The organism is Amycolatopsis sp. NPDC051045, from assembly GCF_040682955.1.
Classification (GTDB): Bacteria; Actinomycetota; Actinomycetes; order Mycobacteriales; family Pseudonocardiaceae; genus Amycolatopsis.
The window spans coordinates 72,854-86,890 of record NZ_JBFBCC010000013.1 but is presented as its reverse complement, the minus strand read 5'-3'; the positions used below and the strand labels follow the sequence as shown (position 1 = coordinate 86,890).

Sequence of the window (14,037 nt, the reverse complement as noted above, 5' to 3'; positions counted from 1 at the left end):
AGCGCCTCCCCGCGCCGGTGACTCCCCGCTTGCCCACGGTAGTCGCGTCGCGGCCGGATGTCAGCCGTTTCCCGCCCATGCGACCCGACCGGGCGGCTGGGACCATTCCGGGTATCCGGCACCGGACGAACCGCACGGAAAGGGCGAGCCGATGAGCGACAAGGGCTGGTGAACCCCCGCGACCGAGTCCCACTCCCCTGCCACCGGGAAGGAGCACGCGATGAGCGACAAAGGCTGGTGAACCCTCAGACCTCGGCCGGGAGCGCGGCCGTGACGGCATCCGGACGACGGCGCGCCCAGGCCGCGGCCGCGGCGAGCGCGACCAGCGCTCCCGCGGTCCCCGCCCAGGCGATCGCCGTCGCCGGCCCGACCAGCTGGGCGAGCACCCCGCCGGCCACGATCCCGAGCCCCTGCCCGGCGATCATCCCGGTCCGCGCGAACCCCAGGGTCCGGCCGCGCACCCACGGCGGGGACAGCTGGACGAACGTCGCCCCCGCGGTGACCTGGTAGGCCGAACACAGCCCGGACACGAACAGCAGCGCGAGCGCCGCGCCCAACGTGGGCCGCCCCCAGAAGGCCACGAGCGGCGCCGACGTCCCGACCGCGAGCACGCCCAGCGCGCGCACCCGCACCGGCCGGGCGACCCGCCTCAGCAGCAGGGCGCCGGCGACCGCACCCGCCGGCTCCGCGGCGAGGAGCACCCCGATCCAGCCGCCGCCCGCCCCGACCTGCTGGGCGAACGGCACCGCGAGCCCCTCGGGAACGACGGTGAACAAGGCCAGCCAGCCCAGCCACACCAGCGTTCCCAGCGTGCGGTCCCGGCGCACGGCGACCGCGCCCGCGGCGATCCGGCGCCAGGACCGCCGCCACCACGTCGCGCCGCCTTCGGCTTCGGCGGCCGGCGGCGGAAGGGTGCCGAGGCCGCCGCGGATCAGCAGGGCGGAGGCGGCGAACGTGGCGGCGTCGATCGCCAGTGCGGCGTGGGCGCCGACCCCGGTCACCACGAACGCGGCCGCGGCGAACCCGAGCACGAGGCACAGCTGCGTCGTGACCTGCTGTACGGCCTGCCCCGCCTCGTACCGGGGGCCCAGCAGCTCCGGCAGCACCGCGCCCTGCGCGGCCGAGAACGGCGCCTCGGCCAGCTGCACCAGCACGAGCAGGACGGCCATCAGCGGCAGCGGCACGACGGGCACGGCCATCACCGCCACCAGCGCCGCCCGGACCGCGTCGCACGCCACCATCACGCGGCGGCGCGGGTACCGGTCGGCCAGCCACGACAGCAACGCCCCCGACACGAGCGCGGGCAGCATCGACAGCGCGTAAGTCGCCGCGCTGAGCGCCGCGGACCCGGTGCGCTCGAAGACCAGTATCGACAAAGCGACTCGCGCGAGCTGGTCCCCCGCCACCGACAGCAAGCCGGCCAGCCAGAGCGCCCGGAAGCCGCGCACCGCGAACGCCGACCACGTCGCACCCATCCCCACCCCCAGGCTGTCACGCAGAGCGTTGCCCAAGACGCTCACGGTAGCGCCTGGCGTCCCCCGCCACCATCGCCGCGACCGGGCGGTTGGGCCGCGCCCGGCGGGGTAGCCGGGACGGCATGCAGAGAGCCCACCGTCGTGAGACCCCAGCCCCGCCGCACCGCGCGTTGACCGCCGTCGAAGAGATCAAGGCGCTCGACGCGCCGGCGACCGCCCTCACGCAACGGCTGCGCGGCCCGGCCGAGAGCGTGCCCGGCCGGCTGCTGCGCGGCCGCTGGCTGGGCCATCCGCTGCACCCGCTGGCCGTCACCGTGCCGATCGGGGCGTGGATGTGCTCGGCGCTGTTCGACCTGGTGCCCGGTCAGGAGGAGGCGGCCCGCCGGCTGGTCGCCACCGGGCTGCTGGCCGCGCCGGCGGCCGTGCTCCTCGGCCTGTTCGACTACGCCGACCTCGACGAACGGCAACGCCGCGTCGGACTGGCCCACGCCGCGAGCAACGCGGTGGCGATCGCCCTCTTCGGCGCGTCCTACGCCGCCCGCAGCCGGGGCCGGGTCGCCCGTGGCCGGGTGCTGGGCGCGCTCGGCCTCGCCGTGACGAGCGCCGGCGGCGCGCTCGGTGGCCACCTGGCCTACGCGCAGGGCGCCGGGGTCTTCCGCTGGCAGTCCACCCGGTGAGCGGCTGCCTGCGGGACCGGCCGGCCCTCGGCGTCACCTGAGGCGAGCGGCACCGGCTTCGGCCGGTCCGCCGTCCCTTTGAGTGCGCTCAGGCGACCGGCGGGGTGCCGTGCTCGTGGAACGACTCGATCGTCTTCAGCCCCCACGCCTGGCCCTTCGCGCGCTCGGCCTCGGTCCAGGTGACCGGTTCCCAGTCCGGCGCGAAGATCAGCCGCGCGGTGGGGTTGCACAGCTCGATGCGGTTGCCGCCGGGCTCGTACACGTAGAGGAAGAACGTCTGCTGGATCGCGTGCTTGTGCGGCCCGGTTTCGATGTGGACGCCGTTGTCGAGCGCGATGTCGGCGGCCCGCAGGATGTCTTCGCGGGTGTCGGTGGCGAACGCGATGTGGTGCAGCCGCCCCTTCGACTTCCTCCAGTCGGTGGTGTAGACGATGTCGTAGGACTTCTGCGCGAAGTGCGTCCACTGCCCGGAGATGACGCCGCTGTCGAGCTGGATCTGCTCGGTCACCCGGCCGCCGAGGGCGTCGCAGATGAACCAGCCGTTGACCTCGGCCTCCTGGGCCAGGTAGTTGACGTGGTCGAGGCGGCGGACGCCGACCCCGCGCGCCGGGTAGGCCTGCGCCTGGTTCTTCAGGGCCGGCCGCAGGTGTTCCGGCGGCCGGTAGCGCTCGGTTTCCCAGTAGAGCTCGAATTCGTGGCCGTCCGGGTCGCGGAACAGGTACGTGGCGCCGATCCCGGTGTCGCCGTCGACCCAGCCGACGCCGAGGCCGCGTTCCTCCAGCGCGGCCACCCGCCGCCCGAGGGCGTCCTCACTGGACGCGCGCAGTGCCGTCCGTCCGACGCCGGACGTCTTCGCCGCGGTGAGCTTCAGGCTGTGGTGCTCGTAGTCGTCCCAGGTGCGCAGGTACACCGAATCGCCGTCGCTGCCGTTCTCGGTCAGGCCGAGCACGCGGACGAAGAAGTCCAGGCTCTTCTCCGGCTCGGGGGTGAACAGCTCGACGTGGCCGAGGTGCGCGATCTCGTGGCGCGGCGAGGGACCGGGCATGGCTTGCTCCTCAGGAACGGGGGAAAACGGTGCCGTCGAACAGCTTCCGGGCCGTGCGGAGCACCGTGGACCGGCGGACCCGGGGTGGGCTGACCGTGGTGTCGAACTCGATGCCGACCGCGAGTTTCCCGCTCGGGTGCTCGACTTCGACGGGCTCACCCGCGGGCGGGGCGACGAGCAGTTCGTGGCCGGCGGCGCCGTCGAGCAGCAGCGCGGTCACCACGCTCACCGCGCCCAGCACCCCGATCGACGGGTGCGGCTTGACCGGGATGAAGGTGCGGGTGCAGACGGCGCCGCCGTCGCGCGGCGCGGCGACCAGGGTGGTCTTCGGCACCGAGCTGCCGCCGACGTCGCCGAGCCCCATCAGCTTCCCGGCCTCGGTGCGCAGCGCGTCGATCCGGCCGGCGAGCGCGGGGTCGGCGGCGAGCTCCCCGGCCGGTTCGTACCCGGTGATGCCGAGGTCCCGGGCGCGGGCCACGACGACCGGCATCCCGTTGTCCACACAGGACACTTCGATGCCGCCGACGTCGTCGCGGACGTGGCCGGTGGGCAGCAGGCTGCCGCACACGGACCCCTCCGTCTCGGTGAAGCCGAGCTCGACCGGTGCGGCCGTGCCGGGCACGCCGGAGATGGCGGTGCCGCCGCGGTAGTCGACTCGGCCGCCGGGGGTGGCGAAGGTCGCGACCGCGGTGGTGCCGGTGTTGAGCAGCCGCACGCGGACGGTGGTGCGCTCGGGCCCGGCGGGCACCAGCCCCCGCTCGACGGCGAACTGCCCGACGCCGGCCAGGAGATTGCCGCAGGTCTGGCGGTCGGAGACGGTCGCTTCCTCCACGCCGAGCTGGAGGAAGAGGTAGTCGACGTCGTGGCCGGCGTCGGCGGCTTTCGCGATGATCGCGACCTTGCTGGTGACCGGCTGGGCGCCGCCGAGGCCGTCGATCTGGCGCGGGTCGGGGGTGCCCATGATCCGCAGCAGCAGGTCGTCGCGGGCGGCCGGGTCGGCGGGGAGGTCTTCGGCGAGGAAGTACGCGCCTTTCGAGGTGCCCCCGCGCATGAGCATGCAACGCACGCCGGTCATGCCTGCTCCTTCTCGTACTCCTCGGCGCTCAGGTACCGGACGCCGAGGGCCTCGAGCTTTTCGCGCAGCCCGTAGCGGTCCAGGCCGAGCTGGCCGTTCGCGAACGCTTCCCGGGCGGCGGCTTCCTTTTCCAGCCTGGCCTGCGCTTTCACCAGTCCGCTTCGGACGTCTTCGCGGCGGACGCACAGGACGCCGTCGTCGTCGGCCAGGACGGCGTCGCCCGGGCGGACGAGCTGCCCGCCGACCACGACGGGCACGTTGACGGCGCCCGCGGTCGCCTTGACGGTGCCCTGCGCGCTCACCGCCGCCGACCAGACGGGGAAGCCGAGCCCGCGCAGTTCGGCGACGTCGCGGACGCCGGTGGTGGTGACCAGGCCCCGCACGCCGCGGCGGCGCAGCGCGGTGGCGAAGAGTTCGCCGAAGAGGCCGTCGCGGCACGGCGAGGTGGTGGTGACGACCAGGACGTCGCCCTCGCGGCACTGCTCGACGGCCGCGTGGATCATCAGGTTGTCCCCGGGCCAGCACAGCGCGGTGACGGCGGTGCCGCCGATGCGGGCGCCGTCCTGGATCGGCCGGAGTTCCGCCCCGAGCAGGCCGGAGCGGCCGAGAGCCTCGTGCACGGTGGCGACGCCGTAGTCCGCCAGCCGCGTGACCTGGTCGAGGTCGGCGCGCGCCGGATCGGTGACGATGACGGGCTTCATACCGACACCGTACGATCCGGTTGACGAAATTGTCAACAATCTTGGCGGCCAAGTTGGCCCCCAGTGGCCGCCGGCTCCGGGCCGCGTTCAGGAGTGGAGCGGGGAGACCTCGGCGTCGGCGGCCTTGAGCGCCTCGATCACGCTGCTCAGGTGGATCCGCGCGGCCTCGGCCGCTTCGGCCGGGTGGTGCGCGCAGATCGCTTCGATGATGGCCAGGTGTTCCGGGAGGGAGACCTGCGGCCGACCGGGGCGCATCGCCAGGCGGAACTGGTGGCGGACGCTCTGCCCGCGGAGCCGTTCCAGCACCTGCGCCGCCGTGCGCTGGCCGCTGATCTCGCGGACGCGGCGGTGCAGGTGCTGGTTGAGGCCGGAGTAGCCGACCACGTCCCCGGCCGCCACGGCCTGCTGCATCCGTTCGCCGAGTTCGAGCAGCTCGCCGACCTCGGCGTCGGAGATCCGCTCGGCCGCCTTCGCCGCGCACAGCGACTCGAGCATCATCCGGACCTCGGAGATTTCGACGGCCTCCTCGAGCGAAACCGCGCGCACCCGGGCGCCCCGGTTCTGCACCCGCTCGACGAGCCCCTCGTTGGTGAGTTCGATCAGCGCGGCCCGCACGGTCGCGCGGCTGGCGCCGAACTGGGCGGAGAGATCCGCCTCGACCAGCCGCTGGTTGGGCACGAACTCGCCGCGGACGATCGCGTCGCGGATGGCCACCACCACGGAACGCTCCCCCGGCTGCCGGTGCGCAGCACTCTCGGTCATACCCTCGGCTCCGTTTGTTGACAATTTTGTCGAGCACATCGTGTACTCGATCGTAGCTGGCAAGGAGGATTCTGCTATGACCGGAACCATCGCGGTACTCGGACTCGGCGAAGCGGGCGGCGCGCTGGCCCGCGATTTGGCCGCGGCCGGGGCTGTTGTGCGCGGGTACGACCCGGCGATTCCCGCGATCGAAGGGAGGGTGCTCACCGGCGCGGCCGACGGCGCCGGTCAGGCACCGAGCAGCAGCGCCGCCACCAGCGCCGACCCCGCAGCCCGCAGCACTGCCGCCACCCACACCCGGGCCGAGCCCGCCGATCCGGCGCTCACCGGCGTCGTCATCACCGGCTCCGAGGCCGAGGCCGTCGCCGGTGCCGATCTCGTCCTCAGCGTCAACAGCGCGTCGGCTGCCCTGCAAGCACTCGAAGCCGGGCTGACCGGCCTCGCGACCGGCGCCGTCTGGGCCGATCTGAACACCGCCTCCCCCGGCACCAAACGACAACTCGCCACCCTGGCCGCCGAACACGGTGTCCCCTTCGCCGATGTCGCGATCATGGCCCCCGTCCCCGGCCGCGGGCTGCGGGTGCCGATGCTCGCCACCGGGCCGGCCGCCGAAACCGTCGCCGGGCTCCTGAACCCCCTCGGGGCGGCCGTCGGGACCATGGCCGGCGAGGCCGGGCTCGCCGCCGAGCGCAAGCTGCTGCGGAGCGTCTTCTTCAAGGGGATGTCCGCCGCCGTCGTCGAGGCGCTGGCCGCCGCACGCGCCGCGGGCTGCGAAGACTGGCTGCGGAAGGTCGTCGTCGGGGAACTCACCGCCGCGGACGCGTCCACGGTGGACCGGCTGGTCGGCGGCTCGTACCGGCACGCCGGGCGCCGCACCGCCGAAATGGCGGCCGCCGCCGAGATGCTCGGCGAGCTCGGTGTGCGGGCCGACGTCGCCGCCGCGGCCCGGGATCAGCTCTCCCACCTGGCCGAGGGGAGCACCGGCCCCTGATCCACGCCCGCGGGTAGACTCGGAACTCCCGAGACTGCGCTGGAGAACCTTCCGTGAACGACGCGGCCCTCGAACGGGAACGGCTGCTCGCGCCGTCGCGCATCTACGTCGAACCGGCCGCCGCCGCGCTGCCCCGCGGCCGCCAGGTGCTGGAGCGCTTCCCCGGCGCGACCGTCGTCGAGGTCGACAGCCACTGGCGCATCCCCGAACTGCACGGTGACGAGACCAACGTCCGCCGCTGGGTGCGCATCAAACGCGAAGCCCTCGTGCTCGGGATCAAGAAATCGCTGACCGCGCGGCCCAACGGGCGCTCCGCCGACTTCATCGCCCCGTCGACGTCCAACGGCTGCGCGATGGCCTGCGCCTACTGCTACGTCCCGCGCCGCAAGGGCTACTCCAACCCGATCACCGTCTTCGCCAACATCGAGCAGATCACCGGCTACCTGGCCCGCCACATCGCCCGGCAGGGGCCCAAGCCGGAGCCGAACCAGTGCGACCCGGCCGCGTGGGTCTACGACATCGGCGAGAACTCCGACTGCTCGGTCGACGCCCTCGTCAGCGACAACGTCGCGGACCTGATCGGCCTGTTCGCCGCGCAGGCGGGCGCGAAAGCGTCGTTCGCCACCAAGTACGTCCACCGCGGGCTGCTGGACCTGGCCCCGCGCGGCCGCACCCGCGTCCGGTTCTCGCTGATGCCCGAGCGGCCCGCGAAGCTGCTGGACCTGCGCACCAGCCCGATCGCCGACCGGCTGCGCGCGATGAACGACTTCGTCGCCGCCGGCTACGAGGTGCACGTCAACTTCAGCCCCGTCGTCGTCTACGACGGCTGGCTGACCGACTGGACCCGGCTGCTCCAGGACCTCGGCGACGCCACCGACGACGCCACGAAGGCCCAGCTGGCCGCGGAGGTGATCATGCTGACGCACAACCGGGCCCTGCACGAGGTCAACCTCGGCTGGCACCCCCAGGCGGAGCAGGTCCTGTGGCGGCCCGAGCTGCAGGAAACCAAGCGGAGCGAAGGCGGGGGCGTGAACGTCCGCTACCGAGCCGGCCACAAGCGGGCCCTCCTGGACGAGCTCCTCGACCTCATCGCCGTCCACGCCCCGTACCTGCGCGTCCGGTACGCGTTCTGAGTCAGACCGGCGCCGCGGTGGCGGGTGCGAGCCGCGCCTGCCGGGTCAGCGGCCCGAAGATCGCCAGCACCACCGCGCCGGCCAGCCACGTCCCGGCGATGAAGAAGAACACGCTCCGGTACCCGCTGCCGTTGTACAGCCCGGCCACGACGAGCGGCCCCGCCGCGTTCGACAGCCGGCCCAGCCCGTACGACACACCCGTGCCCAGCGACCGGCCGCGCGTGTCGAACAGCTCCGGCGAATACGCGTACCCGAGCGCCGTGTAGCCGCGCTCGAACATGTTGACCAGGAAGCCGAACACCACGATGAGGACCGGGTCGAACGTGAGCCCGTACAGCAGCCCGCACAGCGCGATCACCGCGCCGAACGCGACCAGGCACCACTTGCGCTCGAAGCGGTCGGTCACCAGGGCCGCCAGGTACGACCCCAGCGGCGCGCCGACCGTCGTGAGCGCCACGTAGAACACGGACTTCTCGACGCTGAAGCCCTCCTTGGCCAGCAGCGTCGGCGCCCAGCTGGAATAGCCGAAGAACCCGATCGTCTGCGTCACCCACAGGACGGTGAGCAGCAGCGTCGGCAGCAGGTACTTCCGGCGCAGCAGCAGCCGCAGCGGGGCCTTGGCCACCGCGGCCTCCCCGACCGGCGGCGCCGGCTCCGGCAGCGGGCCCTTCTCCGCCGCGACCTCCGCCTCGATCTCCCGCAGCACCGCGTCCGCCTTCGCGTGCTCGCCCCGGCTCTCGTGCCAGCGGGGTGACTCCTTGAGCCGCCGGGTGAACAGCACGAGCAGGACGCCGAGCGCGCCCCAGAGGTAGACCAGCCGCCACGACCAGCTGCCGAGCGGCACGACCGCGCTGGCGATGAGGTTGGTCACCGGCGTGCCGCAGATGCCGATCACGATCGCGTAGGCCTGGTACTTGCCGCGGCTCGCCGCGGGGTACAGCTCACTGACGTAGATCACCGCGACCACGGTCATCGCCGACAGGCCCGCCGAAGTCAGGACCCGGAACACGCCCAGCGACACGATGTCCCACGAGAACACCGCCGCGAACGAGAAAACGCCGAACCACACGGTCGTCAGCACGAGCGCGTTCTTCCGGCCCCAGCGGTCGGCGATCGTGCTCGCGATGACGGAGCCGAAGAACATCCCGACGAACGACAGCGAGGTCACGTAGGCGACCTGGTTCACCGTCACGCCCCAGAGCTGGATCAGCTTGGGGGCGGTGGTGGCGAAACTGTTGATGTCGGCGAACTCGAAGAAGTAGGCGAACGAGACGGCGAAGAGGGTGACCTTGTGGAACCGGCCGATCGGCAGCCGGTTCAGCCGGTTCAGCGCGTTGGCGTGCTGCATGGCATGCCCTTCGGGGTTCAGGCGGTTTCGCCGGGCCAGTAGAGGCGCATCGGGTTGTCGACGAGCAGCTTCCGCTGCAGTTCCGGGGTCTGCGCGACCTGCCGGACGTGGTCGACGAGCAGTCCGTCGTCGGGCATGTGGTGCTTCAGGTTCGGGTGCGGCCAGTCGGTCCCCCACAGCACCCGGTCCGGGAACTGGGCGACGACGCGGCGGGCGAACGGCACGACGTCGGCGTAGGCGTGGCGCTCGCCGTCCAGCGTCGGGGGCCCGGTCACGGTGAGCCGCTCGGGACAGCTCACCTTCACCCAGACGTCGTGGGTGCCGGCGAAGTCCAGGAACCGGCCGAATTCGGGGCCGTCCACCGGTTTGGTCACGTCCGGGCGTCCCATGTGGTCGATCACCAGCGGCGTGGGCAACCCGCCGAAGAAGCCCGCCAGCTCGGGCAGATCGGCGGCTTCGAAGTAGAGGACGACGTGCCAGCCGAGCGGGGCGATCTTCTTCGCGATCGCGCTCAGGTCTTCGTGGGGCGAGGCGTCGACCAGCCGCTTGACGAAGTTGAACCGCACGCCCCGGACGCCCGCCGCGTCCAGTTCCCGCAGTTCGGCCTCGCCGACATCGGGCCGGACGGTCGCGACGCCGCGCGCCCGGCCACCGGCCGCCCGGACGGCGTCGACCATCGCGGAGTTGTCGGTGCCGTGGCAGGTGGCCTGCACGATGACGTTCCGGGAAACGCCGAGGTGGTCGCGCAGGGCGAAGAGCTGGTCCTTGCCCGCGTCGCCGGGGGTGTACTTGCGCTCGGGCGCGAAGGGGAATTCGGCCTGCGGGCCGAACACGTGGCAGTGGGCGTCCACCGCACCGGGCGGCAGCCGGAAGTCCGGGGTGGCCGGTTCGGCGCACCAGTCCAGCCAGCCCGGTGTCCTGGGTGCGGTCACCGGCCCTGCCCCTTCAGGAGCGCGTCCAGGCGCGGGTAGACGGCGCGGGCGTTGTGCTCCCGGATCGCCGCCCAGTCCTGTTCGGACAGTCTGGCCGCTTCGGCGTACCGGCGGGTGTCGTCGAAGTGGTGGCCGGTGCGCGGATCGACGCTGCGGACGGCGCCGATCATCTCCGACGCGAAGAGGATGTTGCGCGCCGGGATGACGTCGAAGAGCAGGTCCGAGCCCGGCTGGTGGTAGACGCAGGTGTCGAAGAAGACGTTGTCCAGCACGTGCTGCTCCAGCTCGGGCTTGCCCAGGGCCATCGCCAGTCCGCGGAACCGGCCCCAGTGGTAGGGCACCGCGCCGCCGCCGTGCGGGATGATCAGCCGCAGCGTGGGGAAGTCGGCGAAGAGATCGCCCTGGACGAGCTGCATGAACACGGTCGTGTCGGCGTTCAGGTAGTGCGCGCCGGTGGTGTGGAACGCGGGGTTGACGCTGGTGCTGACGTGCACCATCGCCGGGACGTCGTACTCCACCATCTTCTCGTAGACCGGGTACCACGACCGGTCGGTGAGGGGCGGGGCCGTCCAGTGGCCGCCGCTCGGGTCGGGGTTGAGGTTCAGCGCGACGGCGCCGTACTCCTCGACGCAGCGGGTCAGCTCGGGGAGGCAGGTGGCCGGGTCGACGCCCGGGGACTGCGGGAGCATCGCCGCCGGGGCGAACCGCTCCGGGTACAGCGTGCTGACGCGGTGGCAGAGCTCGTTGCAGATCGCCGCCCACGCCGACGAGGTCTCGAAGCCGCCGACGTGGTGGGCCATGAAGGAGGCGCGGGGCGAGAAGATCGTCAGGTCGATGCCGCGTTCGTCCATCAGCCGCAGCTGGTTCGGTTCGATGGTCTCGCGCAGTTCGTCGTCGCTGATCCGCAGGCCGGCGCGGGCGGGCACGGGCCGGGAGCCGTCCAGGGCGGCGATCTGCTCGTCGCGCCAGGCCGCGAGGGCGGCCGGCGCGGTGGTGTAGTGGCCGTGGCAGTCGATGATCACGGTGCTTCCTCGTCGCTTCGGGTCTCGATAACCGCACCCTAATCGTCGATTAGATTGTTAACAATATCTGCGACAAGGTTGTTACGCTGCGGCCCGGTAGCTCGGCTTGAGCCTCGCCGGCCCGGACCTACACTCTGCGCATGGGTGCCCGTTCCCGCCGAAGCGCCGGCAACCTGCCGGCCGAGCTGACGAGCTTCGTCGGCCGGCGAAACGAGCTCGCGGAAGCGAAGCGCCTGCTGTCGGCGGCCAGGCTGGTCACGCTGACCGGCGCCGGAGGCGTCGGCAAGACGCGGCTGGCGCTGCGGGTCGCCGCCGACGTGCGCCGGGCGTTCCCGGACGGCGTGTGGCTGGTCGAGCTGGCCGACCTGGGTGATCCGCACCTGGTGCCGAACACCGTGGCGACGGCGTTCGGCCTGCGCGGCACCAGCGACCAGGCGGCCGGGCTCGCCGAGTACCTCGAAGACAAGCAGCTGCTCCTGGTGCTGGACAACTGCGAGCACGTCGTGCACGAGTGCGCGATGCTGGCCGCGAAGCTGCTCGCGGCCTCCGGCGGTCTCCGGGTCCTCGCCACCAGCCGGCACACGCTGCACGTGGAGGGTGAGCACATCCTGCCGGTGGAGCCGCTGCCCGTCCCGCGGGCCGAGGACGACGCCGCCGGCCCGGTCGAGGCGGTGACGCTGTTCACCGATCGTGCGGCCGCCGTCTCGCCCGGCTTCGAGCTCACCCCGGACGACCGGGCGGCGGTGATCCGGATCTGCCGGCGGCTGGAGGGGATCCCGCTGGCCATCGAGCTGGCCGCCGTCCGCGTCCGCGTGCTGTCGGTCGACCAGGTCGTCGAGCGGCTCGACGACCGGCTCGGCCTGCTCACTTCGCGACCACTCGCCGCGCAGCCCCGCCGCCGGACCCTGGAGGCGGCGATCGGCTGGAGTTTCGAGCTCTGCACTCCCGCGGAGCAGCGGCTGTGGGCGCAGGCGTCGGTGTTTCCCGGCGGGTTCGACCTCGACGCCGCCGAGTACGTCTGCGCGCCCGGGCCGGCCGACGGCGGCAGCGCGCTGGACGTCGTCACGGGCCTGGTGGACAAGTCGGTCCTCAGCCGCCAGAACGGCACCTTCGGACGGCGCGCCTGGTACCGCATGCTGGAGACCGTCCGCGAATACGGCGGCGTCAAGCTGGCCGCGGCGGGCGATGAGCCCGGTGTGCGGGCCCGGCTGGCCGAGTACTACGTGGACCTCGCGCGGCGCTACCGGGCCGAGGGGTTCGGTCCGCGGCAGTCGGAGTGGCTCGGCCGGCTCCGGCGTGAGCACGCCAATCTCCGCGCCGTGCTGGAACACTGCCTGTCCGGTCCCGGGCGGACGAGCCACGCACTGGACATCGCGGCTTCGCTGTGGAACTTCTGGTACGGCGGCGGCCTCGTGCCGGAGGGCTGCGGGTACCTGCGGCGCGGGCTCGAGCTGTGCGGTGAGCGCACGGTGGTCCGGGCCCGGGCGTTGTACGCGATGTCGTTCCTCGCGATCCAGACCGGCGCGCCGCACGCGAACCTGCTGACGGAGCTGGCCGAGCTCGCCGACGAGTTCGACGACGAACGGCTCCGGGCGGGCCACGCGGAGTGTGCCGGCATGGCCACGTTCTTCGCCGGCGACCTGGCGGGCGGCGCCGAACTGCTGGAGCGGGCGCTGGCCGGGTACCGCACGGCCGGCGACCCGCTGCTGGTGTTCGACACGCTGATCCTGCTCGCGGCCGCGCGCTTCTTCCTCGGTGATCCGCGCGGTGCGGCCGCCGCGGAAGAGGCCCTCGCGCTGGCCGACCGGCACGAGGCGCGCTGGTCCCGTGGCTACGCGCTGTGGGCCGTCGCACTCCACCGCTGGCGGGCGGGCGCGCCCCGGGAGGCGGCGGATCTGCTGCACGAGGCCATCGCCCTGCGGCTGACCGACCGCACGCTGCTGGCGTTCCTCGTCGAGGCGCTCGCGTGGTGCCAATCGTCCGGCGGCGCGCACGACCGGGCGGCCCGGTTGCTCGGCGGTGCCGACGCGGTCTGGCGGCTCAGCGGCGCCCGCGTCGGCGAGATGAACCCCTACCAGAGCGTCGACGAGCAGTGCGCCGCGTCGGCCCGCAAGGCGCTCGGCGACGCGGCCTTCGACGCGGCCTTCGCCGAGGCGGCCGGCTTCGGCCTCGACGAGGTCGTCCGGTACGCGCTGCGCGAGAAGCCCGCCGCCGAAGCGGCCGGCCGGGCGGGTGAGCCGAGCGGGCTGACCCGGCGGCAGCGGGAGATCGCCGAGCTGGTGGCGCGGGGAATGAGCAACAAGGAGATCGCGGCCAGCCTCGTCCTCAGTGGACGGACCGTGGAGGGCCACGTCGAGAACATCCTGGTGAAACTCGGCCTCACCTCACGCACCCAGGTGGCTTCCTGGCTGGTGGGACAGCCGGGGCCACCCGGGTAGCCATCCGGGTAGTTTCCCCGGTCCGTTCCGGCGGCTTCCGGAGGATCCTTCTTCCGCGACCGATCAACGCGTGGAGGAGGACGAGGTGTCCATCGACTCGGTGCCGCAGGCCTGTCCCCAGTGCCAGCGGCCGACCGTCCTCGTGTCCCGTACCTGGGGACGCCAATGGGTGCACGTCGGCACCTGGCGCCCGCAGTGCGGCGTCCCGTCCTGGGCGATCCGCATGGCCGGGCACCGGCCGCGGCCGCCCGCGTAGGGACGCTCGAACCAGCCGGGCTCGCAGTCGCCACCCTCGCGTGGCCCGGCAGAGCGGGTGGGGCCGGGCGGTCTCCTCCCCCCAGGATCGCCCGGCCCCATCACGTCGCCCGCTCTTCGCCCCGCCTCCCGCTCGGCTCGCTGTCCAGCTCGGCCGCTTTTCCATCAAATCCATTTGATGTA

At 72.9% G+C, this 14,037-nt stretch carries 13 protein-coding genes; 5 read left to right on the top strand and 8 right to left on the bottom strand.

Going from position 1 to position 14,037, the window contains the following annotated elements; genetic code table 11:
• Positions 1-245: 245 nt before the first annotated feature.
• The gene (locus tag AB0M80_RS27795) at positions 246-1,511 is read right to left on the bottom strand and encodes an MFS transporter (RefSeq protein WP_364570833.1); all 1,266 of its coding nucleotides are present in this window, start codon (positions 1,509-1,511) and stop codon (positions 246-248) included.
• Between the two features lie 86 nt (positions 1,512-1,597).
• Between AB0M80_RS27795 and AB0M80_RS27790 the strand changes: the two genes are divergently transcribed.
• Positions 1,598-2,152, top strand: coding sequence for a DUF2231 domain-containing protein (locus AB0M80_RS27790; protein WP_364570830.1), 555 nt, complete (start codon positions 1,598-1,600; stop codon positions 2,150-2,152).
• Between the two features lie 88 nt (positions 2,153-2,240).
• Here the strand turns inward: AB0M80_RS27790 and AB0M80_RS27785 are convergent, their stop codons facing one another.
• The 4 genes from AB0M80_RS27785 to AB0M80_RS27770 all read right to left on the bottom strand — a co-directional run bounded on the left by AB0M80_RS27785 (position 2,241) and on the right by AB0M80_RS27770 (position 5,735).
• Positions 2,241-3,197, bottom strand: coding sequence for a catechol 2,3-dioxygenase (locus tag AB0M80_RS27785; protein ID WP_364570827.1), 957 nt, complete (start codon positions 3,195-3,197; stop codon positions 2,241-2,243).
• Between the two features lie 10 nt (positions 3,198-3,207).
• A complete protein-coding gene (locus tag AB0M80_RS27780) occupies positions 3,208-4,272 on the bottom strand; it encodes a 4-oxalomesaconate tautomerase (RefSeq protein WP_364570824.1) in 1,065 nt (354 codons plus the stop codon).
• The gene (locus AB0M80_RS27775) at positions 4,269-4,973 is read right to left on the bottom strand and encodes a 4-carboxy-4-hydroxy-2-oxoadipate aldolase/oxaloacetate decarboxylase (protein ID WP_364570821.1); all 705 of its coding nucleotides are present in this window, start codon (positions 4,971-4,973) and stop codon (positions 4,269-4,271) included. The genes AB0M80_RS27780 and AB0M80_RS27775 overlap by 4 nt, the downstream gene beginning before the upstream one ends.
• An 87-nt stretch (positions 4,974-5,060) precedes the next feature.
• Positions 5,061-5,735, bottom strand: a complete 675-nt coding sequence (locus AB0M80_RS27770; protein WP_364570818.1) for a GntR family transcriptional regulator — start codon at positions 5,733-5,735, stop codon at positions 5,061-5,063.
• A gap of 76 nt (positions 5,736-5,811) precedes the next feature.
• On the opposite strand from AB0M80_RS27770, the gene AB0M80_RS27765 reads away from it, so the two are divergent.
• Both AB0M80_RS27765 and AB0M80_RS27760 read left to right on the top strand, forming a co-directional pair.
• Entirely contained in the window at positions 5,812-6,726 is a 915-nt protein-coding gene (locus AB0M80_RS27765; protein WP_364570815.1) for a DUF1932 domain-containing protein, read from the top strand.
• A 53-nt stretch (positions 6,727-6,779) separates the two neighbouring features.
• On the top strand, positions 6,780-7,859 hold the full coding sequence (locus AB0M80_RS27760) for a spore photoproduct lyase family protein (protein WP_364570812.1): 1,080 nt from the start codon (positions 6,780-6,782) through the stop codon (positions 7,857-7,859).
• Between the two features lies 1 nt (position 7,860).
• Here the strand turns inward: AB0M80_RS27760 and AB0M80_RS27755 are convergent, their stop codons facing one another.
• Genes AB0M80_RS27755 through AB0M80_RS27745 form a run of 3 tightly spaced genes read right to left on the bottom strand, consistent with a single transcriptional unit; the run spans position 7,861 to position 11,161 of the window.
• Entirely contained in the window at positions 7,861-9,207 is a 1,347-nt protein-coding gene (locus AB0M80_RS27755; protein ID WP_364570810.1) for an MFS transporter, read from the bottom strand.
• Between the two features lie 17 nt (positions 9,208-9,224).
• Entirely contained in the window at positions 9,225-10,139 is a 915-nt protein-coding gene (locus tag AB0M80_RS27750; RefSeq protein ID WP_364570807.1) for an amidohydrolase family protein, read from the bottom strand.
• Positions 10,136-11,161 (bottom strand): amidohydrolase family protein, encoded by a 1,026-nt coding sequence (locus AB0M80_RS27745; RefSeq protein WP_364570804.1) that lies wholly within the window; start codon positions 11,159-11,161, stop codon positions 10,136-10,138. Before AB0M80_RS27745 ends, AB0M80_RS27750 begins: the two co-directional genes overlap by 4 nt.
• Before the next feature lie 140 nt (positions 11,162-11,301).
• Between AB0M80_RS27745 and AB0M80_RS27740 the strand changes: the two genes are divergently transcribed.
• A complete protein-coding gene (locus AB0M80_RS27740; protein ID WP_364570801.1) occupies positions 11,302-13,599 on the top strand; it encodes a LuxR C-terminal-related transcriptional regulator in 2,298 nt (765 codons plus the stop codon).
• An 85-nt stretch (positions 13,600-13,684) separates the two neighbouring features.
• A complete protein-coding gene (locus AB0M80_RS27735; protein WP_364570798.1) occupies positions 13,685-13,855 on the top strand; it encodes a hypothetical protein in 171 nt (56 codons plus the stop codon).
• Positions 13,856-14,037 lie beyond the last annotated feature (182 nt).

Excerpts from the sequence above, each read along its gene's own strand:
- AB0M80_RS27790 (WP_364570830.1), top strand. The coding sequence starts at position 1,598 with ATGCAGAGAGCCCACCGTCGTGAGACCCCAGCCCCGCCGCACCGCGCG.
- AB0M80_RS27785 (WP_364570827.1), bottom strand. The coding sequence starts at position 3,197 with ATGCCCGGTCCCTCGCCGCGCCACGAGATCGCGCACCTCGGCCACGTC.
- AB0M80_RS27780 (WP_364570824.1), bottom strand. The coding sequence starts at position 4,272 with ATGACCGGCGTGCGTTGCATGCTCATGCGCGGGGGCACCTCGAAAGGC.
- AB0M80_RS27775 (WP_364570821.1), bottom strand. The coding sequence starts at position 4,973 with ATGAAGCCCGTCATCGTCACCGATCCGGCGCGCGCCGACCTCGACCAG.
- AB0M80_RS27770 (WP_364570818.1), bottom strand. The coding sequence starts at position 5,735 with ATGACCGAGAGTGCTGCGCACCGGCAGCCGGGGGAGCGTTCCGTGGTG.
- AB0M80_RS27765 (WP_364570815.1), top strand. The coding sequence starts at position 5,812 with ATGACCGGAACCATCGCGGTACTCGGACTCGGCGAAGCGGGCGGCGCG.
- AB0M80_RS27755 (WP_364570810.1), bottom strand. The coding sequence starts at position 9,207 with ATGCAGCACGCCAACGCGCTGAACCGGCTGAACCGGCTGCCGATCGGC.
- AB0M80_RS27740 (WP_364570801.1), top strand. The coding sequence starts at position 11,302 with ATGGGTGCCCGTTCCCGCCGAAGCGCCGGCAACCTGCCGGCCGAGCTG.